The sequence below is a fragment of the Campylobacter sp. BCW_6877 genome (genome assembly GCF_001762445.1).
In the GTDB taxonomy this organism is placed as follows: domain Bacteria; phylum Campylobacterota; class Campylobacteria; order Campylobacterales; family Campylobacteraceae; genus Campylobacter_D; species Campylobacter_D jejuni.
In genome coordinates this window covers 1-25393 of record NZ_MJWW01000005.1, presented here as the reverse complement: position 1 = coordinate 25393, position 25393 = coordinate 1, and the positions used below count along the sequence as shown (strand labels likewise).

At 22.6% G+C, this 25393-nt stretch carries 34 protein-coding genes; 20 read left to right on the top strand and 14 right to left on the bottom strand.

Annotation, left to right across the window (positions count from 1 at the left end; translation table 11 throughout):
- Positions 1-10: 10 nt before the first annotated feature.
- From AJ936_RS00220 to AJ936_RS00190, 7 genes are all read right to left on the bottom strand, one after another.
- The gene (locus AJ936_RS00220; protein WP_070273919.1) at positions 11-1816 is read right to left on the bottom strand and encodes a hypothetical protein; all 1806 of its coding nucleotides are present in this window, start codon (positions 1814-1816) and stop codon (positions 11-13) included.
- Positions 1817-1862: 46 nt separating this feature from the next.
- Positions 1863-2090 carry a hypothetical protein gene (locus AJ936_RS00215; RefSeq protein ID WP_070273918.1) on the bottom strand — a complete coding sequence of 76 codons (228 nt, stop codon included), beginning with the start codon at positions 2088-2090 and terminating at the stop codon, positions 1863-1865.
- The gene (locus tag AJ936_RS00210) at positions 2087-2755 is read right to left on the bottom strand and encodes a hypothetical protein (RefSeq protein WP_070273917.1); all 669 of its coding nucleotides are present in this window, start codon (positions 2753-2755) and stop codon (positions 2087-2089) included. Before AJ936_RS00210 ends, AJ936_RS00215 begins: the two co-directional genes overlap by 4 nt.
- A gap of 25 nt (positions 2756-2780) precedes the next feature.
- Entirely contained in the window at positions 2781-3896 is a 1116-nt protein-coding gene (locus AJ936_RS00205) for an ATP-binding protein (protein WP_186820504.1), read from the bottom strand.
- A 136-nt stretch (positions 3897-4032) separates the two neighbouring features.
- The gene (locus AJ936_RS00200) at positions 4033-4887 is read right to left on the bottom strand and encodes a hypothetical protein (protein WP_148123991.1); all 855 of its coding nucleotides are present in this window, start codon (positions 4885-4887) and stop codon (positions 4033-4035) included.
- A gap of 205 nt (positions 4888-5092) precedes the next feature.
- On the bottom strand, positions 5093-5425 hold the full coding sequence (locus tag AJ936_RS00195; RefSeq protein ID WP_070273914.1) for a hypothetical protein: 333 nt from the start codon (positions 5423-5425) through the stop codon (positions 5093-5095).
- Positions 5426-5428: 3 nt separating this feature from the next.
- Complete coding sequence (locus AJ936_RS00190) at positions 5429-6055, bottom strand: hypothetical protein (RefSeq protein WP_070273913.1); 627 nt, start codon at positions 6053-6055, stop codon at positions 5429-5431.
- Positions 6056-6236: 181 nt separating this feature from the next.
- On the opposite strand from AJ936_RS00190, the gene AJ936_RS00185 reads away from it, so the two are divergent.
- The 20 genes from AJ936_RS00185 to AJ936_RS00085 all read left to right on the top strand — a co-directional run bounded on the left by AJ936_RS00185 (position 6237) and on the right by AJ936_RS00085 (position 21250).
- A complete protein-coding gene (locus tag AJ936_RS00185; protein WP_070273912.1) occupies positions 6237-6653 on the top strand; it encodes a hypothetical protein in 417 nt (138 codons plus the stop codon).
- On the top strand, positions 6647-6982 hold the full coding sequence (locus AJ936_RS00180) for a hypothetical protein (RefSeq protein WP_070273911.1): 336 nt from the start codon (positions 6647-6649) through the stop codon (positions 6980-6982). The genes AJ936_RS00185 and AJ936_RS00180 overlap by 7 nt, the downstream gene beginning before the upstream one ends.
- A gap of 523 nt (positions 6983-7505) precedes the next feature.
- A complete protein-coding gene (locus AJ936_RS00170) occupies positions 7506-8255 on the top strand; it encodes a hypothetical protein (RefSeq protein ID WP_070273909.1) in 750 nt (249 codons plus the stop codon).
- A 15-nt stretch (positions 8256-8270) separates the two neighbouring features.
- Positions 8271-8549 carry a hypothetical protein gene (locus tag AJ936_RS00165; RefSeq protein WP_070273908.1) on the top strand — a complete coding sequence of 93 codons (279 nt, stop codon included), beginning with the start codon at positions 8271-8273 and terminating at the stop codon, positions 8547-8549.
- Between the two features lie 19 nt (positions 8550-8568).
- Positions 8569-9189 carry a hypothetical protein gene (locus AJ936_RS00160; protein WP_070273907.1) on the top strand — a complete coding sequence of 207 codons (621 nt, stop codon included), beginning with the start codon at positions 8569-8571 and terminating at the stop codon, positions 9187-9189.
- Entirely contained in the window at positions 9182-9418 is a 237-nt protein-coding gene (locus AJ936_RS00155) for a hypothetical protein (RefSeq protein WP_070273906.1), read from the top strand. Before AJ936_RS00160 ends, AJ936_RS00155 begins: the two co-directional genes overlap by 8 nt.
- On the top strand, positions 9418-10239 hold the full coding sequence (locus tag AJ936_RS00150; protein WP_070273905.1) for a hypothetical protein: 822 nt from the start codon (positions 9418-9420) through the stop codon (positions 10237-10239). The genes AJ936_RS00155 and AJ936_RS00150 overlap by 1 nt, the downstream gene beginning before the upstream one ends.
- On the top strand, positions 10211-10471 hold the full coding sequence (locus AJ936_RS00145) for a hypothetical protein (protein WP_070273904.1): 261 nt from the start codon (positions 10211-10213) through the stop codon (positions 10469-10471). Before AJ936_RS00150 ends, AJ936_RS00145 begins: the two co-directional genes overlap by 29 nt.
- Positions 10464-11393, top strand: coding sequence for a hypothetical protein (locus AJ936_RS00140; RefSeq protein ID WP_070273903.1), 930 nt, complete (start codon positions 10464-10466; stop codon positions 11391-11393). Before AJ936_RS00145 ends, AJ936_RS00140 begins: the two co-directional genes overlap by 8 nt.
- Positions 11390-12037: a hypothetical protein gene (locus AJ936_RS00135; RefSeq protein ID WP_070273902.1), complete on the top strand. Its 648-nt coding sequence runs from the start codon at positions 11390-11392 to the stop codon at positions 12035-12037. Before AJ936_RS00140 ends, AJ936_RS00135 begins: the two co-directional genes overlap by 4 nt.
- A gap of 11 nt (positions 12038-12048) precedes the next feature.
- Positions 12049-12282, top strand: a complete 234-nt coding sequence (locus tag AJ936_RS00130) for a hypothetical protein (RefSeq protein ID WP_070273901.1) — start codon at positions 12049-12051, stop codon at positions 12280-12282.
- 10 nt (positions 12283-12292) lie between these two features.
- Positions 12293-13405 carry a hypothetical protein gene (locus AJ936_RS00125; RefSeq protein WP_070273900.1) on the top strand — a complete coding sequence of 371 codons (1113 nt, stop codon included), beginning with the start codon at positions 12293-12295 and terminating at the stop codon, positions 13403-13405.
- Position 13406: 1 nt separating this feature from the next.
- Positions 13407-14213 (top strand): hypothetical protein, encoded by an 807-nt coding sequence (locus AJ936_RS00120; RefSeq protein ID WP_126231988.1) that lies wholly within the window; start codon positions 13407-13409, stop codon positions 14211-14213.
- A gap of 10 nt (positions 14214-14223) precedes the next feature.
- Complete coding sequence (locus AJ936_RS00115) at positions 14224-14700, top strand: hypothetical protein (protein WP_070273898.1); 477 nt, start codon at positions 14224-14226, stop codon at positions 14698-14700.
- An 8-nt stretch (positions 14701-14708) separates the two neighbouring features.
- Positions 14709-15281: a hypothetical protein gene (locus AJ936_RS00110; RefSeq protein WP_079861687.1), complete on the top strand. Its 573-nt coding sequence runs from the start codon at positions 14709-14711 to the stop codon at positions 15279-15281.
- Entirely contained in the window at positions 15278-15829 is a 552-nt protein-coding gene (locus AJ936_RS00105) for a transglycosylase SLT domain-containing protein (RefSeq protein ID WP_070273897.1), read from the top strand. The genes AJ936_RS00110 and AJ936_RS00105 overlap by 4 nt, the downstream gene beginning before the upstream one ends.
- A gap of 62 nt (positions 15830-15891) precedes the next feature.
- Positions 15892-18267 (top strand): ATP-binding protein, encoded by a 2376-nt coding sequence (locus AJ936_RS00100; protein ID WP_070273896.1) that lies wholly within the window; start codon positions 15892-15894, stop codon positions 18265-18267.
- The gene (locus AJ936_RS00095; protein WP_070273895.1) at positions 18264-19136 is read left to right on the top strand and encodes a hypothetical protein; all 873 of its coding nucleotides are present in this window, start codon (positions 18264-18266) and stop codon (positions 19134-19136) included. Before AJ936_RS00100 ends, AJ936_RS00095 begins: the two co-directional genes overlap by 4 nt.
- 3 nt (positions 19137-19139) lie before the next feature.
- Positions 19140-19430: a hypothetical protein gene (locus AJ936_RS00090; RefSeq protein WP_070273894.1), complete on the top strand. Its 291-nt coding sequence runs from the start codon at positions 19140-19142 to the stop codon at positions 19428-19430.
- A 2-nt stretch (positions 19431-19432) separates the two neighbouring features.
- Positions 19433-21250 carry a type IV secretory system conjugative DNA transfer family protein gene (locus AJ936_RS00085; RefSeq protein WP_070273893.1) on the top strand — a complete coding sequence of 606 codons (1818 nt, stop codon included), beginning with the start codon at positions 19433-19435 and terminating at the stop codon, positions 21248-21250.
- 62 nt (positions 21251-21312) lie between these two features.
- Here AJ936_RS00085 and AJ936_RS00080 read toward each other — a convergent pair whose 3' ends face one another.
- From AJ936_RS00080 to AJ936_RS00050, 7 genes are all read right to left on the bottom strand, one after another.
- Positions 21313-21639 carry a hypothetical protein gene (locus AJ936_RS00080; protein WP_126221500.1) on the bottom strand — a complete coding sequence of 109 codons (327 nt, stop codon included), beginning with the start codon at positions 21637-21639 and terminating at the stop codon, positions 21313-21315.
- Between the two features lie 132 nt (positions 21640-21771).
- Positions 21772-22047, bottom strand: coding sequence for a hypothetical protein (locus AJ936_RS00075; protein WP_070273891.1), 276 nt, complete (start codon positions 22045-22047; stop codon positions 21772-21774).
- A gap of 16 nt (positions 22048-22063) precedes the next feature.
- Positions 22064-22726 (bottom strand): AAA family ATPase, encoded by a 663-nt coding sequence (locus tag AJ936_RS00070; RefSeq protein WP_070273890.1) that lies wholly within the window; start codon positions 22724-22726, stop codon positions 22064-22066.
- A 75-nt stretch (positions 22727-22801) separates the two neighbouring features.
- The gene (locus AJ936_RS00065; RefSeq protein ID WP_070273889.1) at positions 22802-23305 is read right to left on the bottom strand and encodes a YopX family protein; all 504 of its coding nucleotides are present in this window, start codon (positions 23303-23305) and stop codon (positions 22802-22804) included.
- 120 nt (positions 23306-23425) lie between these two features.
- A complete protein-coding gene (locus tag AJ936_RS00060) occupies positions 23426-23644 on the bottom strand; it encodes a hypothetical protein (RefSeq protein WP_070273888.1) in 219 nt (72 codons plus the stop codon).
- Entirely contained in the window at positions 23641-24120 is a 480-nt protein-coding gene (locus AJ936_RS00055; RefSeq protein ID WP_070273887.1) for a hypothetical protein, read from the bottom strand. Before AJ936_RS00055 ends, AJ936_RS00060 begins: the two co-directional genes overlap by 4 nt.
- A 31-nt stretch (positions 24121-24151) precedes the next feature.
- Positions 24152-24394, bottom strand: coding sequence for a hypothetical protein (locus tag AJ936_RS00050; RefSeq protein WP_070273886.1), 243 nt, complete (start codon positions 24392-24394; stop codon positions 24152-24154).
- Positions 24395-25393 lie beyond the last annotated feature (999 nt).

Here is a 25393-nt window from a genome sequence, read left to right as displayed (position 1 = left end):
TCATCATTATTTAAATCTTTCCTAAAATATCTTTACTTCTTGGAGTATACTCTACTTTTTTCTCTTGATCAGAAGTTTTATCATTATTGGCTATTAATTTAGAAGTTAAATCTTCAATTTTGCTTTTATATTCTTTTTCTGATTCTTTATAATCTGCTATAGATTGTAAAAGATATTGATTTTGAATTTTTTCTTTTTCTAAATCAATTTGTAGTTTATAATAATCTTTTGTCAGATTTTCATTGTTTAAATTTCTATTTTTATTTTCTTCAATTTGTTTATTTAAATATTCATTTTCGCTTTTTAATCTTATTAATTCTTCTTTTGATTTTTTATTTTCATTGGATAAAATATCATTTTCATTATCTAGCTCTTTAATTGTAATTTCTTGCTCTTCTGAAATTTTTTCTACTTCTTTTAATTTTTCTTCTACTAATTTTATTTCTGCTATTTCTTTTTCAAAATCATCTCTCATTGCTGTAATTTCATTAATTTTACTTTGAAGAGTTCCTTTAAGCTTTGAGATAGTTTCTTCTCGTTTAGTTATTTCATCCATTAGCTCATTTTCATAATTAATACTTTTTTCAATTTCATCTTTTAATGTATTTATTTCATTTTCTTTGTTTTTCAAATTTAAAATATCTTTACTAAAAAGCAAACTTGCAAAATTAATAGTATCTTCATTTCTATATTTTTGCTGAATATTTCTAATTGCTTCTAAAATGGAAGTTCCGTTATATAAATAATCTTTTAAATCTTTATAGGCTTCATAAGATTCTTTTTCTGCTCTTTTTAGTCTTTCTTTTGTTTTTTCAAGTTCTTTTAAATGATAAACTTCAAAACTATTTTTAATAATATTTTCTATTTCTTCTTTCTCATTTTTTATTTCATTTTCAACTTTTTGATTTTTATCACTTTCTGAAAGAGAAGATATATTATAAAGTTTTACATTAGAAGTAGAATTTTGTAATATTCTTTCTACAGAATCTTTTTCTAAAGAATCTCTATTTTTATTTATTTCTTGCTTAATTTCAACTTTTGCTTGTTCTTTAGCAATTTCTTTATTCTCATCTTGTTGTTTTAATTTATCTTTTTCAAGTTTTTTTTCTTCAGGTTTTAATCTTCCCCAAACTATAATTTCTTCTATACTTTTAATATTATTAATTCTCTGCTTTCCGTTATTATAAGAATAACAAAAACTTTCATTAATATTTTCAGTTTTTAATTTTGTAGCTAAAAATAACAAAAACTTTGAAACGATAAAATTATTATCTTTTGGAACTTGATAATTTTCTATTAAGCTCATATTTTCAGCTCTTGTATTTGCTATAATATAATTATCAAAAAATATTAAAGCTCCTTTTTTATGATAAATTAAAGATATTCTTTCTTCATTTATTTCTTTAAAATCAACTAAAGAACAACTATCAACACTCAAAAAAACATCTTTAATTTTTGTTATTGTGTTTTTATCATTTACTTCTCTAAGATCTATATTAAGTTTATAATATTCACTATCTCTAACTTCTTGTAAATTTTTAAATTGACTTATAGCCTGATAATTAAATTTTCCTACATTCTTTCCATCTTTAACATTCTCTTTTAATTTTTCAATATCATTATTTAGAGTTTGCTTTAATTTATAAATATTGTCAATTTTTTCATAATAATTAATTCCTATACTTTGCAAATATTCTAAATACTCATCAAAATTTCCATTCCAGAATTTTTTTAAAGTATCTAAAATTCCCCTTTTTGTAATATTTTTTATGTCTAATTCATCAAAATTTACTTTACTAATATTTAGATTAAGCATTTTTTCTCCTTTTTACAAAACATTATATAATATTTTTTTAAAGCTTTCAGCCTCCGACATAAACGTTTTTGATAATCAAATCTTTTACTTTGATTTTTACTAGAGTCTTTTTTTCACCCTTTTCTTTATAAAAATCAATATTTTTATAAGATTTCTCTTTGTTAATTCTAAAAGTTTTATTTGAAATTCCAATTTTTTTGCAAAAATCACTTAAACTCATGATATAACATTCTTCATCATTTTGATCTCTAATAATTCTTGGTTGAAAATTCATAGTTCACCTTTTAATCGATTTAAAGCATTTTCATCACTAATATTTTTTTTAATTTTTAATTTAAAATGGGAATATAATTTTTTAAAATCTTCTTCATCAATGTTTAGAATTTTGAAAAGATCTTCTTTCAATATATTCTTTAAATAAAAATTTTTGAATAAGCAAAATAAAAAATCTTCGCCAAAGTAATAAATATTTTTTATATAGCTTAATTTGTCATTAATATAGTTGGAAAGATTTAAATTAAATTTTTCATCATAATAAATACAATAAGCTATATCTTCAATTTTTTCTTTTTGTTTCAGCAATAATCTAGAATCATTTAAATTATTAATTTGATAATTTAAATTTAATAAAACACTTATGGTTGCGAAAATAGATAAAAACACTTCAAAGTTCTCCTGATTTTCAAAACTTCTTGGATATTCTTTTGTCTTCCTGCTATTAATATGAATATAGTTTAAATTGTCATTTGTAAATACGCTAATTAAATAATTTTCTTCACTTTCAAAAAAACAATAATTAATATTATTAATTACGAAATTTTTATTGAGTTTTAAATATTTACAAATTGCTTGTTTTTGACTAATTATGGAAAATTTTCTTAACAAATTAGATGATTTAGAGAATTTTTCATAAATATTAAAATAATCTTTTATAAACATAGACCAACCACTCCTTTCAAATAATTTAAATTTCTATAAACAATTCCGACTGTGCAACCATTTTTTCAATTCCTTCTTTTGCTGATTTCACAAGTGGAATTATTAGTTGAATACATTCTATAATATCTTTTTTGTTAAACTCATCTCCTTTTGCTTTTTTACAAAAATCTAATCTTTTGCAAAAATTTTCAATTTCTGCAGGAGTATAAGGAAACCTATTAGAAATTGGATTTTCTTTTTGATAAATAGCTTCAATTTCTGCAAAAATAGAATCAAGATTCATTATTTCTTCTAATACAAATTTTAAGTTGAACTTCTTGATATATATTTTAAACATTTCTTCAGCATTTTCGTGAGTCGGCAAATTGATAAAAAATAATTCATCCCATCTTCCCCGTCTTAAAAATTCAGGATTATTTTTTAGAATGGAATTTAAATCATTTGCTGTTGCAAAAAATATAGCATTAAAACTATATTCACAAGCAGGCGTATTAATATCATTTAAAATCGTTAGCAATCTTCCTAACATTTGCTTTTCTTTAACACTTGAGCTTCCAATCATTTTTTCTATTTCATCAATTAAAATTACATATTTTTCATCTTTAGAATCAATTTGTTTTTTATGCAAAAATTCAAAAATATTATTTAACTTTTGAATAGGCTCATTGCTTTCCATAATTTGAGAAAGATTTAATAATATTAGTTTTCTACCCAACTCTCCTGCAAAGCATTTTGGAAAAAATGTTTTACCTGTGCCCGGAATTCCAACTAAAAATACGCCCTTTGCTTTAAAACCATTCTTCTCAGCTTTAATTAACAAATCTGTATATTCTTTTAAAGCTTTCGCACCACCAATATCTTTGAGAGTGAATGGAGATTTTATAACGCTTAATCCAAGTTCCATTTCTAAAATTTTTTCTTCGCTGAAATTCATTTCTTTGTGCTGAGAACTTAATAAACCAAATTTGTTTTTTATTTTTTTAGTAATAAATAAATTTTCATATTCTTTAAAAGGTTCTTGGTTGGTTAAAACAATAATGTTTTCATTGCTATTTTCTCTTAATAAATTTAGAATATCATTTTTATTAGGAAATTCAATAATTCTTAAATTATTAAAAATTTTCTTTAATTCTTCAGGCAAATTATTTTTTGCTTCGTCAAATAAAGCTTGTTTCGACAAAGTGTAAAAGGAATCTTCAAAAATGAACCAATAATTACAAAAATTACTTTTATTAATTGGGGGCATAAAACTACCCCCCCCGATAAGAAGGTTATTGTTATTTAACATTTGACAATCCATTATATATAGTTTTTAAATCTTTATATTCTTCTATTTGATTATTTTCAATAAGCTGATCTTGAACTTTATTAACGATTTTTTCAATTCCTTGAATTTGTCTAATATAATCTTTTTTTATCTCATTTAAAGTTGTTTTAAGCTCAGCAGATAAAGATAAAATAGCATTATTTTCATTATTGTTATTATCTATAGCTTCTTTCTTTTCATCTATAATAATAGTAGTATTCTCGCTATTATCATTTTTACTTTTAATAATATCCGCGACTTGATATTTTTTTGTTTTATCGAAATTTGTATTATATTCTCTTTCATCAATAATTTCTTGTTCAAATCTTAAATCATCAAAATTAAATCTTCTAATTAAAATTTGACGCATTTCTTTTAAATCTCTAAAACTTCCTTTTCCAACTACTTTAGGATTGATAAGATACATTTTAGTTTGTCTATCTGTTAATTTAAAATATTGTTTTTCGGACTCATTTAAATCCTTTGGATTTAAATGTATTAGTATTTCTTTCTCTATCAAAGTTTTTAAATGATTTGAAATTGCTGGAAGACTAATATCTAATAATTTAGAAAGATCTTTTCTAAAATCACTATTAATAATTATAGTATTTTGATAATTCATAAAACTTAAACAATTAATAAAAAATTTCATTTCATTGCCACTTAAATTATTTAAAACGAATAAATTTTCTGCAAAAAATTTAACAAATTGCTCTCTATTTGTAAATTTTTGAGCAACAACACTATGCCGTGAAGTTTCCATATCTGTTTTTTTATCAATATAATAATGATCTTTCGTTGCTAAAACATTTAAATCTTTCATCAATTTTTAACCTTTAAAACTAAAAATTATATTATTATTGTAATATAATTTTATTAAAAAAATATAAAATTGAATATATAATTTATTATTTTGAAATAATATTTGCTTCATTATGTTCCTTATTTTTGCAAATCTATACACATTATTTTCTATAATTAAAAAATTATACTTTAATTATAAAATTATATTACAATAATAATATAATTTATTATTTTGAAATAATATTTGCTTCATTGCTTAATAATTCTTTTTTTTGATTTAATAAGAATTCAATTTTTTTATCGGTTATTAAGTTATTTTTCTCTAATTCTCTTAAAATTTTTAATTTCTTTTCTTTTTCTTTTTCATTTTTTGCAATTTTATCTATAATTGGTTTAATTTCTTCATTCCAAAATTTTTCAATATAAGAATTTTGATTTTTTACAAAATCATTAAGTTCTGTATAGGCTTCATTAAATCCACTTTTAGACATAGAACTCCAAACTCCAGCATAAGAATTAGAAATAAACAAAAATAAAAAAAATAAAATTATTTTTTTCATACTTTATCTTTTAGTAATAATATTTTTTGCTATATTAATTTTTTCTTTTGTTAATTCTTTTTCATTTGAAGAATTGAAAGCTTTTATAACATCATTAGGTTTAATTTCTTTTATTTTTGAATCATTTTCAATATTAGCAATATTTTCTATATTTGGATTTTCTTTTTTAAAATCTTTTATTTTATTCTCTAAAATTTGAGAAGTTAAATTTATAATTTTTTCATTTTCTAAATTCTTAGCTATTTTTTCAAAATTAACATTTTCTAAACCCTTTTCTTTTAAAACTTCTTTTTCTAAATTAGAATATTTATTTAATTCTTCTTTTAAGTGATTGGCTAAACTTTCTCTTGATAATTTTTCATTCTTCCAAAGTTCCGAAATTAAATTATCAGAATCTAAATTCATTTTTTTAATTTGCAACAAATCTGCTAAAAATGCAAAAAAGCCTTTTTCAACATAAGCGTCATTATCATTAATATCTATTCTATTTTGCTTTAAAATATAAGTTGCATTATCTGCTTTACTTTTATATTCTTTGAATCTAGATATTAAACCATTTGCAATTTTTTTCCCTTTTAAAATTGTTTCTTTATCTAAAATTTCTGGCTCTTTTGCATTAATTTCAATCATTGAATTTATCCTTATTTATTATTTTCTTGTGATTGTATTAAAAAAATAAATAAAAAAAATAAAAGTTTTCTTAAAGTGGGAAATTTTGTTCTAGTTTCAGAAATCTTTTATTTTTCAAATTTTGTTTTTTTGTAAAATTGCGGATAATATTTAAAAACAATTGAAAAATAAAGGATTTCAAATGAAGTATTTAAAAAATTTTAATACTAAAAATACTAAACAGATTATGTTTTTAATGGCACTTTTCTTTGCTATTCATTTAAATGCAGCTGATGAATTTGCAGAAGCTGCTGAAGCTATTGGAAGTGCAAGTGAAGGTGGAAAAACTATTTTAGGTGCTATTATGTCTTGGGGTTTTTCTGTGGTTTTGCCTCTCGTTGCTATGATAGTTGGTGTAGCTTTGGGATATAAATTTCAATCCAAAAAAGCAGAACAGGATCAATCAACTTTTAAATTATTTGTAATTTTAGCTGGTTGTGCAATAGCTGGATTTTTTGTATACGCGGTTATAGTAATGCTAATTTCTCGTGCATTATATGGAGATTTTAACGAACTAGCTAACAAAATATATGATTTTTGGAGAAGCGTTAAATGGTAAAAAAAGCAATTTTTATATCAATTGTATTGCTTACTACAAATTCTTTTGCTAAATGCTATTATGTCCCTTGCAATCAAAATGTTCAAAATGGTAAAGAGCAAACAAAAAATGATTTAAAAACTGCTTTTGATAAAGTAAATAATGAGTTAAAAATAGTGAAAGAAAAATATCAAGATCTCTTAACATCTATTGAAAAAAATAATAAAGAGCTTGATGAAAAAATTGCTTTAACTCGCGAAAAAAATCTTAAAAATAAAGAAATATTGTTTTTATTAAAACAAAATATTTCTTTACAATCTAACCAAATTTCAAAAGAAGGATTAGAATAATGGAAAAGCTTTTAAATATTAGAACTACAAAATTTCCTTACTTCTTTTGGAGTTTTAACAAATCACTAAAATGTAAAATTAATTTTAGTGATTTTATATATAAAAATTTAGAACTAAATAATCAATTTGCCTTTAAACCTTTTAATTTTTATCTTTTTTTAATTTTAAAATATGCACCTATATTTATTATTTTTTATTTTGTTTTTAATCAATATGATTTTTATTTTAATACCAGAAATATTATTGCCTATATACTATCTTTTATTTTACTTTTATCAATTAATTTTTTAGAAAATTTACTAAGAAAAGTATTAATTATTTTTTTATTTATAATTGGAATTTTAATATCTTTTTATATTAATGACTTTTTTTTAATGCCTTATACTTTTAAATATTTTATTTTATTTAGCATTTTTTTGCTTATTTACATTGATTTTAAATACAGAATTTTTTCAATTTATAATAAAGAAAATAAAATAATTTCTCATTTTATGATAATGAAAAATCAAATCAAGGATATTTAATGACAAATTTTAAAAAAATATGTTTTTTTACATTGCTTTTGCAAAGTTTTGCATTTTCTAAGGATGAACTAGAACCAAAAAATTTTATTGCACCTACTCCAAACGAGTTACAAACTCAAAATAAGTCCGATGGATATGATGATTTAAAAGCGAATGAATTTTATTTAAATTTAAATCCTAAAGAAATTGATTCTATACAGAAAAAAGATCAAGAAATTAAAGAAGCTTTTGATAGATTTTCACAAAAAGAAATAAACTATAAACCTGTAATTAGACCTTTATCGAGCATGGATAGTATTAGTTTACACCCTTATTTTACTTTTACTCTTTTATTGCCACAAGGTAGTATAGTTAGCCATGTAGATTCTAGCTCTCCTATGGCAGTTTTAAAATATGAAAATAATGCAATTTTAATTCGCCCTAATGCAGATTTTAAAATAGCTAATTTAACTATTCTTTATAAATTAAAAGATGTTAATCACATTTTAAATATTTTAGCAACTTTTTATGAAAAAAATGAAGAAATGGATAAATTAAATCTTATTTATTCTTATTCCAATTTAGAAAAATTAGATGATTTAGAGGTTATTCAGGCTTATATTAAAGAATATAATTCTCTTCCAAAAAGAAAATATTCCTATATACAAATTAATGATATTTCTTATCGGATTGTAGAAGATGAAAAATATGGAAATATATTTATTCAAGGAAAAAAATATAGAGTAGATAATAACACTATATATAAATAGACAAGGAATATATATATGCAAAATGAAAGATTAAATTTTTTAGAAAATGAAATTATGGAGTTAAAAATGAAAAATGAAATTATGGAGTTAAAAATAAAAAAAACAAATGAAGAATATGAACAATTAAAAGCTTGCATTCTAGTAATTTGCAATCATGTTCAAAATTTAGAAGAAAAAAATAAAGGAATTTTAGAAAATTTTAAATTTTATAAAAACAAAACAATATTTGAAGAAATAAAAGAACATGGAATTATTAGAAATAATCAATTCCATTTTACATTAAATGAAGATTGAAATTTGAAAGGAAATAAAAATGAAAAAAATTAACATAGATAATATTAAAAATTACTATGAAAAAAATAAAACAAAATCAATAATAACTATTATTGGTATATTTTTCGTTTTATTATTTATTTTTTTAATAGTTACTAATCCAAATAAAAAAACCAATGAATTTGAAGCTAAAAGCATTGAAACACCTACTCAAGCACAAAATGTAGAAAAAAATTCAACTTATGAATTTAAAGAACCTGCTAAAGAAATTCAAAATCAAAACCCACCCAAACTAAATAACCCTTTTGTCCTTGAAGACAAAAAAGATTTAAATATTACAAATAAAAATGTTTCTAAAAAAGAAGAAGAAATTCCTGACATCTCAGATATTTCTTTTGAAGCAATGAAACAAGAAGAAGCTATTAAAAAAATTAGCAAAACTCAAAAACCTAAAGATATGGTTGTTTATTTAAAAGAAATTCAAAAAGATATTACCTTATTAGACAAAACTTTTAAATATGATCTAAAAGAATATCAAATTGGAGATAAATTTTTAGACTGGTATTTAATTGAAGATATTAATAATAACTTCATTCGCTTTAGAGATGAAAATTTGGATTATAGCTATAATCTAAGATTTTTAGGAGATAAAAATGAATAATGAAATTGCAACTGCAATGGTTTTAACAAATTTAGCTTTAGAATTAAACAATGCTATAAGAAAAGTTCAAAAGTTGCAAAAAGAAATAGATGCTATTTATGATGTAATTAATGAACATAATCTCGGATTTGATTTTTTAGAAATTGCTAAAAAACAAAATTTTAACTCAATACTAAGTTACGATAAAACTTTATTATTAAATCAAACAAATATTAAAAGGACTTTATAATGAAAATATCAAATATAAAAAAATCTTTTTTAGCTTTTAGCTTTTTAATTTTATCTTCAACTTCTTACGCTTTTTATGAACCAAATGATAAAAATTTTAAAGATGGCTTTGAAGCTGGTTTAGAAGCTTTAAAATTTCAAGCTCAAATTGATGGTTTTTCTTATAAGAAAATTGAAATCAATAAACCTTATTTAATTGTTTATAATATTGAAAACATTCCATTAAATGAAGCACTATTTTTACAAGTAATTTCATCACGAGAAGGATATGAAAGTCATTTAACAAAAGAATTTATTACTTTTGGAGAATTTGAAAGAGAAATAGATGCTAGAGAAAAAATTAAATCTTTAATTTCAAAATTTAAACTTAATGCAAAAGATTTTAAAATTCAAAAAAATATAAAAGAAATTATTACTTATCCTTATCTTTATAAAAGATTTTATGAAAAATTACTTGATGAAGCTAAAGCATCAGGTGTTATTATTGAAACGAAAATTATTGAAAAAATTCCTATTAAACAAATTAAAAGTTCTAATAAGCCAAAAAGCATTCCTAAAAAATCATACGAAATTTTTACTCTTAATAATACCAAAGCTATGTCTTATTATAGCTTAGGAGGCAGTGAAAAAGATAGTAAAAATTATATAGAAAAAGGGTTTGTTAAAAGTGGAAAAGAATATGAAATTGAAAAAAATATTACAACAAATTCAGGTGAAAAATTTGTAAAAATTGTAGGTGAAAATATTTATTTTTCTATAAAAGATATTACTATTAAAAATAAAAAGGCTAAAAATGAAAAAAATAATTGTTGTAATATGTAATTTATTTTGTGCTTATTCTTTTATAGCTTGCAGTTCAAAGGTTCAAACAAATGATATTCCAAATGATAAAAAATACTTTTTACCAAGTGAAACATCAAACAAAGAAGTAAAAATTGATCCGCAAATTTTAGAAGACTTTAATTTAGCATTAAAGGATTTTTTTAATTATAAAGAAAAAAAGGAAAATGAACAAAATATTTATAAAACAGGCATGAGGTATTTTAATGATTAAAAAAAATTATATTTTATTGTTTTTATTGCCATTAAGTCTTTTTGCTTCAAAAGAATCACAAAGCATTATACAAAGTGCAAGCGAAGGAAGAAAAGTTATTACAGAAAAATCTTTAGACCCTATAAATATTAATAAAAATAGCAATAAAAAATATTATAGTGAAACTATATTAAATTGGAATCGTTATTTTCAAGCTCAAAATCCAAGAGGCGTAGAAATTATTGGCAAAACTGGAGAAAACATTTTAGTCGCAAATATTAAAGAAGAAAATCTAGTTAAAGATACCAATATAACTAACCCTGAAGAATTAGCCGTTGTTAAAGGCTATTGCTTTATAAAAGATGAAATTAATGTTGGAAAACAACCAGCAAGCCTTCGTCTTGATTGTCAAACAAATGTTGGCTCAATAGTAATGTTTGGAAATTTAATCAATTTGAATGAAAAAGCTTCTTTGGTAGTTGATCCAAAATATATAGAAAAAAACGGAGTAAGATTTGAAGTAAAAAGCTCTATTGTAACAAATGAAAAAAAGACTTCATACAATATAGCTACTTTTGTTAATGATAGAATGTTAGCAAAAGTTGGATATGGAGCTTTAAGTCTTGGAAGTGATGAAGTTAAAAATTCAACTAATGAATATTTAAGAGCTTTAGAAGAAAGCAAGAAAAAACAAAACATCAGTTATGTAAATATTTCTGATGGGCAAGGAAATGTTTATCCGCAAGCTATTCAAAATACAAATACTGAAAAACCAGATCCTTTGGACTATTTAATTAAAGGAGCTGTTAATGTAACTGCAAGTGCTGTTAAAGCTTTTGCTGACATAGCAAAAGAAGACTTACCTTATTTGTATCAAATTGTTCCAAAAACAAAAATATGGATTGATTTAAAAGTAAATAAAAAAGGAGAATATGTAAAATGAAATCAAATCATAAATTAAAAATTTGTCTATTTATTTTATTTGGAATTTCAAATAGCCTTTATGCTCAAAATACTAGCACAGAAGATTTTTTCTATCAAAGAGGCTATGAAAATGGTTTTAGCAGTGGTTATGAGCAAGGAGTTAAAGAAGCATTTTTAGCGGCTAAGGATATGTTGAAAAATTATCAAAACGAACTGAAAGCTTATGAAATCGGAAAATATCTTATAAAAAATCAAAATCTTACCTATCCGCAAGTTTGGCAAGAAATTGATGATAATGGTTTAGTGAAACTTAGAGTTTTACCTTCAAAAATTGAAAAAGAAATTAATATAGATGAACTTTTTGCTAAATACGCTTCTATTCCGCAAATAAAACCTAATATTAATCAAAATTTAGAATTAAATATAAATGAAAAAAATAGTGTTCAATTATCTTATAGAGATTCTAATATAAATAAAATGCCACAAAAAGTATCACAACTTGCAAATAAAAAAACTTTATCAGTTGAAAAAAACTCAAGAAATTTAGATATTTTGAAAAAAGCTAATGTTGTTTTTTCTGACGAAGGAACATCTTATCAAGTTTTATTTTTTACAAATACAGAAAAACAAAATTTTTGTGAAGAATTTCAAATTTGTAAATAAAGCGATATGAAATGAAAACAATTAAATTATTATTAAAAATATTTTTTGTTTTAAGTGTTTTTTTTATTGTTTTAATTGGTTGGGCTTATTTTGAATTAAAAGATAATTTTACAGCTTTTGAACAAATACAAAAAAATGTAATGGCTATGAATAATACAGAAATGGTAGAAAAATACAATACTACAGATAAAGAAAAAGTTATTCGCTATTTAATACTTGACTATTTAGAAAAAAATAAAAAATAAAGGAGATAAAATGAAAAAATATTTTTTAGTTTTTAGCTTATTAGCAATAATAAATCTTAATGCCGTTTCATTAGATGATGTAGTTGATAATGTTCTTGGGAAACTTGATAAAAAATTTGATAATATTTTTTCAAATTCTTTATCTCTCTCTGAAACTTGTTTTGATACAAAAATTGATTTTGATACAGATTTTGATATTTGTAAAATTGCTAGTGCAATTGATAAGTTAAAAATAGACTCTTGTTCTTTAATAGGCGGAGAAGGCGGAAAACAAATTGGTTTAAGTGGAGCTAATGCTTTTTGTAATGCAAAAGTTAAAAAATTTTCTGATTATGCTTCAAAACAAGTTAGTGATTTTGCAGAGTATGCGAGTTTAAATGCTGATGATGAAACTAAACAATTTTTGTCTAAACTACCTAATGGACAAGATATGAAAACTTATTTACGAACATGGGATATAAATTCAATAACAAATAAAAATTCTCCAGAAAATCAAGTTTTAGAATATTTAAAACAAGGAAATCAAGAAGTAGTAAATTTATTTATGGATTATGCAAAAAGTAATGGTGCTAAAACTGATCCATCTGAAATTAAAATTGAAGATTTGCAAGCTCCTGCAAATTTAGAAGAATATAAAAAAGGAATTAGTGAAAGCGTTAAAAATTATAAAAAAATATTAAAAGATACTAGTCCAAGTGATATAAGTTCTCTCGTTAGAAGTAAAATTCAAAATGGAAAAGACAATGAAAACAATGAAGATTTAGCTAAAAATCTAGTTCAACAAAACAAAAAACAATTCGACCTTGCAAAAAATATTGAAATAGGACAAGCTTTATCAGCTAGAAAATATGAAAAGATAGCTATTCCTACTCAAGAATATGTTAATGGTATCAGAAGAGATTTAAGACCAGAAATGATTGCCAAAATTAGAAAGCAACAAGCAATTGAAATTGAAACTATATCTCAAATTGAAGAAAAATGGCAAAAAAAATATGAAATCGCAAAGCTTTTAGCAGACAAAGAAGTAATTTTAGCACAAAAATTTGATGAACAAGGTGCAAAAGCTGAAATTGATAAAATCATTCAAGATGCAAATTCGGATAATTCAAATAAAGAAGAGTAAAATGACAATGGAAAACAATAAAGAAAAAAATAATCATTCAAAAAAAGAAATAAGAAAAGAAGAAAATCTTAATTTTAAATGCGAACAATTTTTTGGAAAAAATTGGAAGTATGTAGGTTTATTTATAGGTTTATCGTTACTTATAGTCGCTTATGAAGTTTCAAATATAAGCTCAAGAATGGAAAAACTTGAAAAAGTTGTCGAAGATAATAATGGAAAAGTAGTTCTAACAACTAGTGATGGGAGAGCCTTAAAGGTTACGAAAGAGCCTTTAAGAGCAGAATATTTAAAACAATATGCAATTTCAGTCTATGTAAATAACTTCATTGTTTCAAAATCTCAACTTACTAATAATTTTGAAAAAAATAGTTTTAAAAATTATGGTGAAGTTTTAAAAGGCGTTCCTACCCTTAGAAATATTTTTTATTATTATATTGATTCAAAAGCAGATGATGCAAAAAATATAAAAGTTAATAAAAAAGCTTTAGGCGATTTAATCGCTTATACACAATGGCTTATTTCAGCGGTTGCAGAAGATAAACTTCCAGAATATATTTCAATAAAAGATTATTCTTTGGATAAATATGAATACAATGGAAACAAATATAAGATTGAATTATCTATTAAAGTTATTGCACAAAGTTGGATTATAAGCCAAGGAGCTTATACTCAACAACAAGGAATATTTAAAATTGTTAGTGAAGGAAGTTTTGATTTAAGTAAATCTAATGATATTAATCCTTATGGTTTAAGAATAGAAAGTTTAAAAATTTATCCACTTATAAAATCAAATTCTTCAAATATTTAAAGGAGATAAAATGAATGATGAAATGACTTTAAAAAATAAAGAATTAAGCGACAAACTAGTTCATCTAGTTTTAACTTTACAAAAAGAAGTTAAGGAATTAAGAGAAGATACAGTGGTTAATGCACAGCATTTATCAATATTAAAAAGCAATTCAACGAAAACGATGAATACTTTAAATAATGAAATGATTAATCACATTAATGAAACTAGCGAGATCATCGAAGAAGTAATCGAACAAAGTGAAGAAAATTCTGGTAATAATTATACAAATTTTCTAAAATCTTTATTACAAGAAGATTTTGCTAAAAAACAACACGAAATAATTGAAGAATTAAGAAGAGAGTTGGGAGGCAAAACAAAACCAGTTTATTCTAATGTTAAACAAAATTCTATAATAGTCAATTTATCGTTTTTAATGTCTATGTTATCTTTTGGACTTTTATTGTTTATATGTTTTAAATTTAATATTTTTGCTCAACTTTTTTAGGATATATTGTGAAAAAAAAGCTAGAACAACTTAAAAATAGGACTCAAAAACTTAAGCAAGAAATAAGAGGTATTTATAATGTAAGTTTTAATAATAAAAATTCAACTCTTATAAATACAGATTTAGAACTCATAGAAAATGCTGTTATAGATTATATAATTCATTATATTAAGGGTTTTCATAATATAAAAAGAGATAAAGGCAAAGGTGCAAAACACATTAAATTTCATTTAGAAAAGGGAAGTGAAGGAGAAATTACCCTAGATGAACTTTTAAATTTAGGTAATTCTATAAGAGAATATTTAAAAGTATTCAAAGAGCCTTTTGATGATGGTAGAGGTGGAAAAGTATATGAGTGGCAAAATAATAATGGAGTGCGTTTTAGAATTGCAACAGATAAAATCAAAGGGGAGGGTCTCATCCCGCCACTATCCCCCTCTGATGAAGCAATTATAACCTTTTATTCTGATAGAAATCTTAATAAAGCAATGGAATTTAAAAATCCTAAGGTTAAAGAATATTATGAAAACAAAAATGAAAATAAAAATATTGTAAATCAAATTAAAAAGATAAAAAAATGAAAATAATAATTTTAATGTTTTTAACTTTTAGTTTATCTTTTTGCAATATTAATTCAAAAGAAATAGCAAACGCTTTAAAATATAATGCTTTAAAATATAATATTGATAAAAAAATACTTTATACTATAGCAAAGATTGAAAGTAATTTTAATACAAATGTTATAGCATTTGTAAGTGATAAAAAAGTTAATATCATAGGAAAAAATATTAAAATTAAAAATCTTAATTATAAAAATAAATATTTAATCCAAATTAATTCTGATATTAATACTTTAAAAAAAATAGCCATATTCTTTATACAAAAAGGTTATAAAATAGATGTTGGCTTAATGCAAATTAATTCTCAAAATTTTACCTTACAGGAATTAGACTATATTTTTAATCTTGATTACAATATCTCTAAAGCCGTTGATATTTTGTATCAATGCAAAAACAAATTTAAAAATGTAAAAAATACCATTGAATGCTATAACAAAGGGAATAAATTGGGAAAAAACTATGATTATTATAAAAGATTTTTAAGTCATTATCTTAAAGATTTTGGCTAAATATTATCTTAAATATAATAAAAAATTATATTTAAGATAATATTTATTAATAAGGAAATTTCATGAATATTACATTATTAGCTTTAAGTGGATTAGCATTAGCTGGAACTTATTTTGGATTTAAAAAGAAAGATCCAAATACAAATATAAGCTCTTGCTTTTTTGATAAATTAGCAACACCATTATATACTTTATTTAACGAATATCACAGTAATTCTTTATTGTTAATTGACTCTATTAAAGAAAATTCTATTTTATGCAATACTCCTTATTCCGAACTTTTCGGAATTGAAATCTCTTCTTATTCAACTTTACCAAATTATATAAATTCCAATGAAATTGATTCTTTAATTTCAAATTTGAAAGAAAATAACGATGCTTTTTTTTATTATGTTTTGCAAAAACAAGAAAAATTTCAAAAACAATATATTCTATCATACAACAAAACTTTAATAAAAATTCTAGCTTCATATTTTGGCGTTAATTTATTAAGTGGAGTTGAATTATGCAATATTATTTATAATCAATATTTGCAAAATAATTTTTATGAAGAAGATAAAAAACTTAAAACAGCATTAACTATACAAAAAAACACGGAGTTAAGCGAACCTGAATTTATGATTTTTAAAAGATTAGCAAAACAAGCTATAAGAAAAAATTATAATGATATTGAAATTTTTCAAGGTTTTAGACACTTAGACATAAATCAAGCTAGTATAGAAAAAATATTTAAATTAAATTTTGAAGGATCTATTTGGTTTTATTTTGATATTTCAACTTTGCAAATTGAAAAACATATTGATAAATTAATCAATTATTCTAAATTGCTAGGAGATAAAAAACCTTTTGTAGAATTAAAAAAATCTTATGAAAACAAAGAATATAATTTAGTTGTTGTTAACGCAATAGCTTATTTAAAAAAGTATGATAGTGAAATTATAGGCTCTTTAGGAAGTTATTTAAAAACTTCATTTATTTCCAAAGAATCGTATAAAAGTTCTCATCTTCAAAAAACACCTTTAAAATTTAGAGATAGTGAATTTGATTTTATTGTTAAAGATAGCTTTTTGCATAATTTTATAGCTTCTACTCACAAAAAACAAACTAATACGCCTGATATTTACGGAATTGATAAAAATGGAGCTTTTGTTAATTTTGCTTTTCAAGAAGAAAACTTCAACCCGCACTCTTGTATTATTGCTAAATCAGGTGCAGGAAAATCTGTGGCTAAACAAAAAATTATCTCTCAAATGATAGGTTTAAATTTTGAAAATGGAAAATGTTCCAATTTGGGAAAAAATGGAGTTAATGTAAGAATTAGAAGTTATGATATAGGCTTTTCTGATGAAAAATTAATTAGATTAATAAAGCTAAATCCTGATAATAATATAGCACATATCGCTTCAAATTTTTATGACTTTTCTTACAATCTAGTTGGCTTTATCGATTTTGAAAATAAAGAATTATTCGAAGCTGATTTAACATTTAATACAGATTTGGTTTCTATTATTCTAGAAACGCAAAATTCAGAACCATTAACAAGCAATGAAAGTGGAAATTTTAAATCAATTATAAGAAAAATATATCATACAAAACAATATCAAAGATATAGAGTTAGAGACTTAAAGGATAAAAATAAAGAAGTTTATGAAAAATTAATTAATTTAAATTATTTGGAATCTACTTTTTTGCAAGATATTAAAGAAAAAGAATTTAATTTTCTAAAAACTCCTTTACTAATAGATGTAATTAAATTTGCAAATAAAGAAGGACAAAATCAACAAATTAAAGAAAATGAGAGACAAGATTATTTAAATTTAGCTAGAAAATTAGATGGTATAGATAAATTAGAAATTTTTTCTGATTTTGATAAAATTGATATTAGTGATGTTGATTTTTTATCCATGGATTTAAATAATTTTAAAGAAAGTTCTTTATTCACTCCAATATTTTTATCTATATTCCAAAAAACTTATTTAAAAGATAGAGAGTATGCACTATCAAGAAAAAACCAAGGATTAGACTTTCCTAAAATTTTTTATGCTATAGAAGAAGCTAGAAATTATTTTAGAGTAAATTATTTTACAACTATGTTTGAAAAGATAGCGTTTGAATCTAGAAAATACGGCGTTCATTTATGTTTTATCGTTCAAGATGCTGATCATATTCCAAAAAGAATATTAAAAAATTTAGATACAAGAATTTTTATGCTATCTCCTTTGAAAAAATTAGAAGCAATTAATGAAGCTAAAGAAAATTTTGATATTCCAAAAAATGTAGAAATAGCATTAACAAATACAGAAGAACATGAAATGTGCTTTTGGTATTCAAAAGGAATTTTCCACATGAAATTTGATATTCCAGAAAATGAAATGAAAATTTTTACAACAAATCCTGATGATATTAAAAAAGAAAACGAACAGGAAGATAAGAAATGATAGTATCTATTTTTTTTATTATATTAGCTTTTATATTTTATAAAAAGTCAAAAACAGATATTTTAAATCAATTTATCTATGAAAATTTTTCTTATGTAATTGGTTTGGTTTCATTTATATGTTTTACATTTTTTATTGCTGATGATTCAAAACCTGAAAAAAGTTTATACTATTTAATTTTAATACCATTTTTAATTTTAATGCTTAAATATATTAAAAAAAGAATTAAAGTTAAAGGACTTGATATTATAGCAAACCAGCAGAGATATTTTGATGAGGTTAACTCTAAAATGATTGATGAATTTTATAAAAATAGAAGAATAATAAAAAGAGATAGAATTGAAGTATCAGTCAATGAAAATTCAAAAAAACTAATGAAAAACGGTTATATAGTTCCTGAATTTTTTATAAATTATAAAAATATGGAATTAACAAAAATTGAAAATTTAAATGAAATTGAGAATTATAAAATTCATAATATTATTTTCAAAAAAGCACAAAATTTTATTAAACAACAAGAAATTAATATTAATTATGAAAATAAATTAAAAGAAAATAATAATTGTTTGGAATTCTTTCTATTAGATTTATGGGAAAATTATACTTCAAGATTTAATATAGGAGTAGCAAATTTAGATATTTTAGCTAAAAATGAAAAAGAAATTGAATTTTTAGGAGCTGTTGATCTAGTTCATTTAAATTGTATCAAAAGAAAAGGTGCTGTAATTTATTATAAGTATTTAGAACATAAAAATAGAATTAAGGAATATTTAAAAGGAGAGCATAATGATAATCCTACAAATGATAAAATTTTCGATGAAAGCTATGCTTTAGAAAATGACAGCGATAAGACAATATACAAAGGTTAAAAAATGATTATTAGATTTTTTATTATTTTATATATTCTAAGTCAAACACTTAACGCTTGTGTTTGTTCATCACAAATTAATTCTTCTTATAATGATTATAAAAATTATATTATCACAAGATTATCAAAACAAGAAGAAGTATTAAAAATATTACAAAAAAGTATCGAAACAAACAAAAACACAATAATAACTCAGATTAATATAATTGAAAAAAACAATAAAATTTTAAGTAATGATTTATTAGAAATAAATAGAAAAATATTTGAATTTAAAAAACAAAATGAAATGAGGTAAAAATGGAATATATTGACGCTCGAGTTCAGCATATAAAACCACAAAGAATGAATATATTGGAATATTTGAGAAAAAATAATGATTTTATTTTATTTTTAAATAGCTTAGTTTATTTAAATATAATATTTTTAATAATTATGTCTTTTTATAAAAATAATTCTAATATTCTTGTTTTTGTTATTATCGTTTCCATTTTAACAGCTTTTATTGCAGTAAATTTATCAATGTGCGAAGAAGAAAAAGATGAAAAAGAAGCTATTATACCAAATGAAAAAAATAAAGATTATCTTATTTCTTTAGGAACTGAAGTAAAAAAATTTTATGGCGATGCTGTTAAAAGCGGAAAAAAGAAAAATAATAAAATTCGTCCTTTATTAATTAATGCCGAAACAATGAAAAGACACTTTTTGGTTATGGCTACTATTGGTGCAGGAAAATCGGTTTTGATGAAAGGGCTTATAGAACAATATGTGAAACTAGGTGGCGGATGTTTTATAATAGATGGAAAAGGAACGGTTGAATTTGCAAAAGAAATTTATGGACTTGTAGCAAGTTTGGGTAGAGAAGATGATTTTGTTCATTTAAATTTATTAGACATGGATAATACTCATACTATTAATCCGTTATTAAGTGGAGGAGCTTTAGCTATATACGAAATTTTAATAGCTTTACTAATTGGCGAAGAGAATGAATGGAAAGAAAAACAAAAAGAATTTATGAAAAATGTTTTAAAACTTATGGTTTATAAAAGAGATAATGAAAAAGATTTTATTTTTGATTTTTCAGCTTTAACAAATATGATGAGTTTAGCTAGCTTACTAAAATACGCTATAGAATATAAAGATTTAGCAAAAAACAATATAGGTTTAATGGATTATGTGAAATATGTTTCAACAACAATTGAAGTTGATATTAATGATTTTTTAAATGGTGATAAAAACGATAAAAACTGGATAGATGAAATGTATAAAAAAATTAATCCACAAAACTCGGGACAAGGAGTTTATGATGTAAGCGTTTGTGTTGGAGCATGGAGAAATGTTTTAACAAATTTAAGTTCTGATTATGGAAAAATTTTTAATGCTCCAAATCCTGATATTTCTTTATGGGAAGCAACTCAAAGAAACAAAATCATTTTTGTAACTTTACCAACTATGGACTCTGATACCACTCCTAAAGAACTTGGAAGATTGTTTTTAGGATTAATTAAAGGCGTTGCAGCTCAAAAAGCAAAATTTGCAAAAGAACCAAAAATTCCATTTGCATTTTTTGGTGATGAATTTGGCTCTTACGCTATAGAAGGTTTTGGAAGACTAGAATCTAAATCTCGTTCTCTAGGTATTTCAATTATGCCAATATTTCAATCATTAGCACAAATTGATGTTATAGCAAAAGCTGAATATGAAAAAAAAGAAATTATAGATGTAACAGGAGTGCATATTATTATGAAAACTCTTCATCCAGAAACCACAGAGTTTTATCAAAAAATGGTAGATAAGATTAAAGTTATGAAAAGAAAATTTACAAAAAGAAGAGAATTTGCTAAAGGGGAAGGAAGCATAGAAGATTCTTATGACTTTGAAGAAAAACCTGCTTTCGAACATAATGAAGTTGCAAACATGAATAACGGTGAGATGATGGTATTTGCGAATGGAAAATTACACAGAGCTATAGCCCAAGCGGAAAGCTCTTTACTTACTTTAGGAAAAAAAGTTACTTACGAGGGAATGAGCGACAAAAAAATTCCATTAACTCAATATATAAATAAAAGACAATTTATTAAAGAAGCTTATAGAATTTTAAAAGAACTAAAAGTTTAATTATGAAAATAAGAAATAGTAACTTTAGAATAATTTCCTACATTCTAAAGTTACTATGATATTCACAAATCTATATCATTTTTATTTTTTAATTCTTCATTTTCTTTTTCAAATTCTTTTATATATTTAACCACAGTTAGATAATTCAAATTAGTATCATCACATAAAGTTTTAATATCTATTTTTCCATTTGAATAATATTTTTCTTTAAATAATGAATTAAGAGCATTAAAAACAATTCTTTTATTTTTACTAGCTCTATTTTTATTAAAAATTTTTAATCTTTTAATTCTTTTATCTTCAAATTCTATTTTATTTTCTTTTTCAATTGAAATTAATTGAAAATCAATTTTAAAAATACTTTGTGCCTTGCATTTATAGCATGTCAAAATTATCTCATTATTACAATTTAAATCTATTAAAATATGATTAGTTTGTTTAGCTGCTTTTATTGATTTAAGTTTATTTTGAAATAAGCAATTTTGACAAGTCCATATAATCTTATACATTTATCTTTTTTTTCAAAAACCTTTTTTAGTAAGCCAGTCATCTAAAGCTAAATTAATAACATAATTTTGGGACTCAACTCTGCTTCCTTTCTCGGAAATATATTTAATTAATCTCTTATATAAATTATATTCCATTATTATTAATTTACTCTTTTTTAATTTAGCTTCATAACTAGTTTCACCTCTAGCTTCTTCAATAAATTTTCTTTCTAATTTATCGTTTAAATCTTTTTCTTTCTTTTCTTTTTCAACAAAATCAATTTTTTTAAATGGATTTGTTTTTGACATTTTAATCTCCTTATAATTAATTTTTACAATATTCTAAAATTTCACTATAAAAAGTTTCTATTTCTTCTTTAGCTTTATTTTTTTCTTTTAATTCTATAACACTCAAACCATCATAAACTGCATTTCTATAACTTTCTCTTTCAAAAATTATAGTTTCTGCTATTTTAACATTATCAGGAATATCTTTCTCATTTAAATATTCTTTTAAATTTTTAATTTTTTCTTTCAAAAATGGATTTGGAGAAGCTCTATTAATAAAAATTAAAACTTTTAATTTATCGTTAATAACACTTGCTTCTTTAATGATCTCAAGCATTTTATTTAAAACAGCTAAATCATAACCACTCGCAATAGTTGGAATTAAAATTAAATCACTTACTACAAAAGCTTGACGCATTTCTTTACTATCACGCCCTCCAGTATCAATAATAATACTATCATATTTTTCTTTTAATTTAATAACCTCTTGACTTAAAGAACTACCTATTTTTGACATAGAACTAAAAGGCAACTCCAAGTCATTATTGACCCTATAATCAATAAATGTTTCAACACTTCTTTGTGGATCAGCATCAACTAACATTAAATCTATACCTTCAAAAGCCAATTTAAAAGCCAAATTAGTTGCAATAGTTGTTTTTCCACTTCCACCTTTTTCATTTGCAATAGAAATAATCATTTTGTTTTCTCCTTACTTTAAGTTTTATATTATATAGTATTATATAGTATTATATTATATTATATTATAAAATTTTTACTCCTTAACTTCTAATAAATCCGCATTTTCATGTATATTACCTATGATTTCGATATTTGCAATATCTTTCATAAAGCATTGAAGTTCTTTATTTTTCAATATTCTAAAACCAAGAAAATTATCAATTCCTATACAACCTATGCTTACTTTTTTAGGTAATTTTTTAATCATACCTTTATCCAGAAGCTCATGTTTAAATATATAAACATATTTAATAATATCCCCTTCATAAATCTTTTTTCCATTTTTATCATAAAGTCCTGTAAATAATTCTATCTCATAATTACATGATGTAAAGTCTTTAACTTTACAATATTCATCATAGTCTCCACCGTAATAATTGCTTTCGCAACTATGTTCTATAGTAAGAACATAGTTTTCATCATCAACATTTCCTGTAACTGCAATATACTCATTATTGTTTATATTATCATTGTATATTTTCTGTTTTAAATATTTTTTACCATCCCAAATCCTAAAATCAAAATCTTTTAATTTCACTGTTTCTCCTTTGTATAATTATTTATTTATCCATAGAACTAAAAACCAAAATAACATAAATTGTCCCAAAAACTTTTGGCTTAATTGTTAATGTTCCATAATTCATTTTAATTCTCCGATTTATAATTTATGAAATTGCGTGAAATAAATACCAGTAGCTTTTAAATCTTTTTTTATTTGATTAGAAATAAGATGATAAACAACTTCAAAATCTGTTTTTTTCCAAAAATATCTACTATAATCTACTAAACAACTGCCTGTTATAATTTTATCCTCTTTATTTGCCTTATAACTACAAAAATAATAAGCCTTGACTTTAAATAAATCTAATATTTTCATTTTAGTAACTCCTGATTATAAAAATACTCATACTCTTCTTTACAAAAAGAGCCGAAAAATAAAAAGCATAAATAGTTTAATTCTTTAATCTTGTTTTGCTTTAAAAGTTCAAAAAATTTCTCTTTGCTTAATTCTTCTTCTTTTTCGCCACCTTGCGTAAAATAAGGAATGATTTCTATATCGTGTTTAATAAAAAAATCAGGCATTACAAATTCTCTTTTTTCAAAATCAATCTTAATGCTTTGTTCTGTTAATCCTTTAAACAATAGCGTTTCTTTAAACAAGTCCATTGTTTTAAAAATATCAATGTTTTTGTATTCTTGAAAGTGCTTCTTTGGCAAAAAAACTCTAAGACTTATCATCTCAGTTTCATTTTTTTGATTGAGATCGCACCCAAACAAAAACCTAATTCCGACATTATATTTTTTAAAATATTCTTCTTTACTCATTGTTTGAAATTTTTCATAATCAAGCATTATTGTTCTCACCTTATTTTTTATGCAATTTTCATTGTTTTTCTTTTTTTATTATTTTTATCAATTTTTCTATTAATGTAAACAACCCGATACAAATAAGAGGACTGATCGTAGTTGTTAAAAATAAAATAATAAAAAGTGAGTAAAAATCACTATCAATGACCGCACTTAGCATTAAAGCAACGAAACAAGAACCTATACAAAAAAATAACACATAAGACAGATATTTCTCCGCATAAGACAGAAATTCCCTAACTTTTCTTTTGTCATTCATTTTTTCTCCTTTTATTCCAAAGATAATTAATATTATATTATATTATATTATATTATATTATATTATATTATATTATATTATATAGTATTATATAGTATTATATATAAAAATAAACTTAAATAAAAAATTATAATTGAATTATAACAAAATGCAAGATTTAAGCAAACATTAATTAAAAAAATTATAATTGAACTATAATTTTAAGGAAAAAAATAAACTTAAGCCAAAAAATCACCAAACCTTAAATTAAAAAATATTTAAGTTTAAACACACAAAACGCTATTTTACCATACTTTAATAAAATTAAGATATTTATAAGATTAAGTTTTATATAAGCAAAAAATTAACTTGAGCTTAAAAAAAATTAACTTGAGCTTAATTTTTTTTCTTTCAAACTATGGAAAAATCTAATTCTTAAGCTTAATTTTATTTCTATATCTTATAATAAAAGTTTCAATCTTTTTTTTCTTTAAACCTTAAACTAAAAAATAAATTTCATCTTTTGAAATAAAATCAAATAAATAAAAATCAAAACTTTAATCAAAGAATAAATAAGCTTAAATGACAAAAAACAATTAAAACAAATACTTTTTTATTAATGAAACAAAAAAGCTTTTAAAACGCAAATTTGAAAGTTTTTATTTTTTTAAGCTTTCGATTAAAGCTTAATCAATTATAAAAATAAACTTAAATAAAAAATTATAATTGAATTATAACAAAATGCAAGATTTAAGCAAAAATTAATTAAAAAAATTTAGCTGAAAAAAAATAAAGAAAAATAATATTTAAGTTTCTTTTAATTTAAAAATATATTTTCTAGATTAAGAGAGAATATAAATATTAAAATAAACTTAACTTATAAGCTTAAAAAAATATAAAGATAAAATATAGCATTATTTTATTAAATGTATATTGCAAAGTAATATAGTTACTCCGCTTCGCTTCCCTTATTTCTCATAATCTCATTAATAAAGCGATGGGATTGTTAAAGGGTTATAC

What these genes read in the sequence shown, in the direction of transcription:
- AJ936_RS00185 (WP_070273912.1), top strand. Translation starts at nt 6,237, where the DNA reads ATGAAGTATTTAAAAAATTTTAATACTAAAAATACTAAACAGATTATG.
- AJ936_RS00215 (WP_070273918.1), bottom strand. Translation starts at nt 2,090, where the DNA reads ATGAATTTTCAACCAAGAATTATTAGAGATCAAAATGATGAAGAATGT.
- AJ936_RS00220 (WP_070273919.1), bottom strand. Translation starts at nt 1,816, where the DNA reads ATGCTTAATCTAAATATTAGTAAAGTAAATTTTGATGAATTAGACATA.
- AJ936_RS00105 (WP_070273897.1), top strand. Translation starts at nt 15,278, where the DNA reads ATGAAAATAATAATTTTAATGTTTTTAACTTTTAGTTTATCTTTTTGC.
- AJ936_RS00150 (WP_070273905.1), top strand. Translation starts at nt 9,418, where the DNA reads ATGAAAATATCAAATATAAAAAAATCTTTTTTAGCTTTTAGCTTTTTA.
- AJ936_RS00130 (WP_070273901.1), top strand. Translation starts at nt 12,049, where the DNA reads ATGAAAACAATTAAATTATTATTAAAAATATTTTTTGTTTTAAGTGTT.
- AJ936_RS00165 (WP_070273908.1), top strand. Translation starts at nt 8,271, where the DNA reads ATGCAAAATGAAAGATTAAATTTTTTAGAAAATGAAATTATGGAGTTA.
- AJ936_RS00085 (WP_070273893.1), top strand. Translation starts at nt 19,433, where the DNA reads ATGGAATATATTGACGCTCGAGTTCAGCATATAAAACCACAAAGAATG.
- AJ936_RS00070 (WP_070273890.1), bottom strand. Translation starts at nt 22,726, where the DNA reads ATGATTATTTCTATTGCAAATGAAAAAGGTGGAAGTGGAAAAACAACT.
- AJ936_RS00135 (WP_070273902.1), top strand. Translation starts at nt 11,390, where the DNA reads ATGAAATCAAATCATAAATTAAAAATTTGTCTATTTATTTTATTTGGA.
- AJ936_RS00155 (WP_070273906.1), top strand. Translation starts at nt 9,182, where the DNA reads ATGAATAATGAAATTGCAACTGCAATGGTTTTAACAAATTTAGCTTTA.
- AJ936_RS00210 (WP_070273917.1), bottom strand. Translation starts at nt 2,755, where the DNA reads ATGTTTATAAAAGATTATTTTAATATTTATGAAAAATTCTCTAAATCA.
- AJ936_RS00060 (WP_070273888.1), bottom strand. Translation starts at nt 23,644, where the DNA reads ATGAAAATATTAGATTTATTTAAAGTCAAGGCTTATTATTTTTGTAGT.
- AJ936_RS00050 (WP_070273886.1), bottom strand. Translation starts at nt 24,394, where the DNA reads ATGAATGACAAAAGAAAAGTTAGGGAATTTCTGTCTTATGCGGAGAAA.
- AJ936_RS00120 (WP_126231988.1), top strand. Translation starts at nt 13,407, where the DNA reads ATGACAATGGAAAACAATAAAGAAAAAAATAATCATTCAAAAAAAGAA.
- AJ936_RS00160 (WP_070273907.1), top strand. Translation starts at nt 8,569, where the DNA reads ATGAAAAAAATTAACATAGATAATATTAAAAATTACTATGAAAAAAAT.
- AJ936_RS00115 (WP_070273898.1), top strand. Translation starts at nt 14,224, where the DNA reads ATGAATGATGAAATGACTTTAAAAAATAAAGAATTAAGCGACAAACTA.
- AJ936_RS00100 (WP_070273896.1), top strand. Translation starts at nt 15,892, where the DNA reads ATGAATATTACATTATTAGCTTTAAGTGGATTAGCATTAGCTGGAACT.
- AJ936_RS00145 (WP_070273904.1), top strand. Translation starts at nt 10,211, where the DNA reads ATGAAAAAAATAATTGTTGTAATATGTAATTTATTTTGTGCTTATTCT.
- AJ936_RS00195 (WP_070273914.1), bottom strand. Translation starts at nt 5,425, where the DNA reads ATGAAAAAAATAATTTTATTTTTTTTATTTTTGTTTATTTCTAATTCT.
- AJ936_RS00055 (WP_070273887.1), bottom strand. Translation starts at nt 24,120, where the DNA reads ATGCTTGATTATGAAAAATTTCAAACAATGAGTAAAGAAGAATATTTT.
- AJ936_RS00090 (WP_070273894.1), top strand. Translation starts at nt 19,140, where the DNA reads ATGATTATTAGATTTTTTATTATTTTATATATTCTAAGTCAAACACTT.
- AJ936_RS00140 (WP_070273903.1), top strand. Translation starts at nt 10,464, where the DNA reads ATGATTAAAAAAAATTATATTTTATTGTTTTTATTGCCATTAAGTCTT.
- AJ936_RS00170 (WP_070273909.1), top strand. Translation starts at nt 7,506, where the DNA reads ATGACAAATTTTAAAAAAATATGTTTTTTTACATTGCTTTTGCAAAGT.
- AJ936_RS00180 (WP_070273911.1), top strand. Translation starts at nt 6,647, where the DNA reads ATGGTAAAAAAAGCAATTTTTATATCAATTGTATTGCTTACTACAAAT.
- AJ936_RS00095 (WP_070273895.1), top strand. Translation starts at nt 18,264, where the DNA reads ATGATAGTATCTATTTTTTTTATTATATTAGCTTTTATATTTTATAAA.
- AJ936_RS00190 (WP_070273913.1), bottom strand. Translation starts at nt 6,055, where the DNA reads ATGATTGAAATTAATGCAAAAGAGCCAGAAATTTTAGATAAAGAAACA.
- AJ936_RS00075 (WP_070273891.1), bottom strand. Translation starts at nt 22,047, where the DNA reads ATGTCAAAAACAAATCCATTTAAAAAAATTGATTTTGTTGAAAAAGAA.
- AJ936_RS00125 (WP_070273900.1), top strand. Translation starts at nt 12,293, where the DNA reads ATGAAAAAATATTTTTTAGTTTTTAGCTTATTAGCAATAATAAATCTT.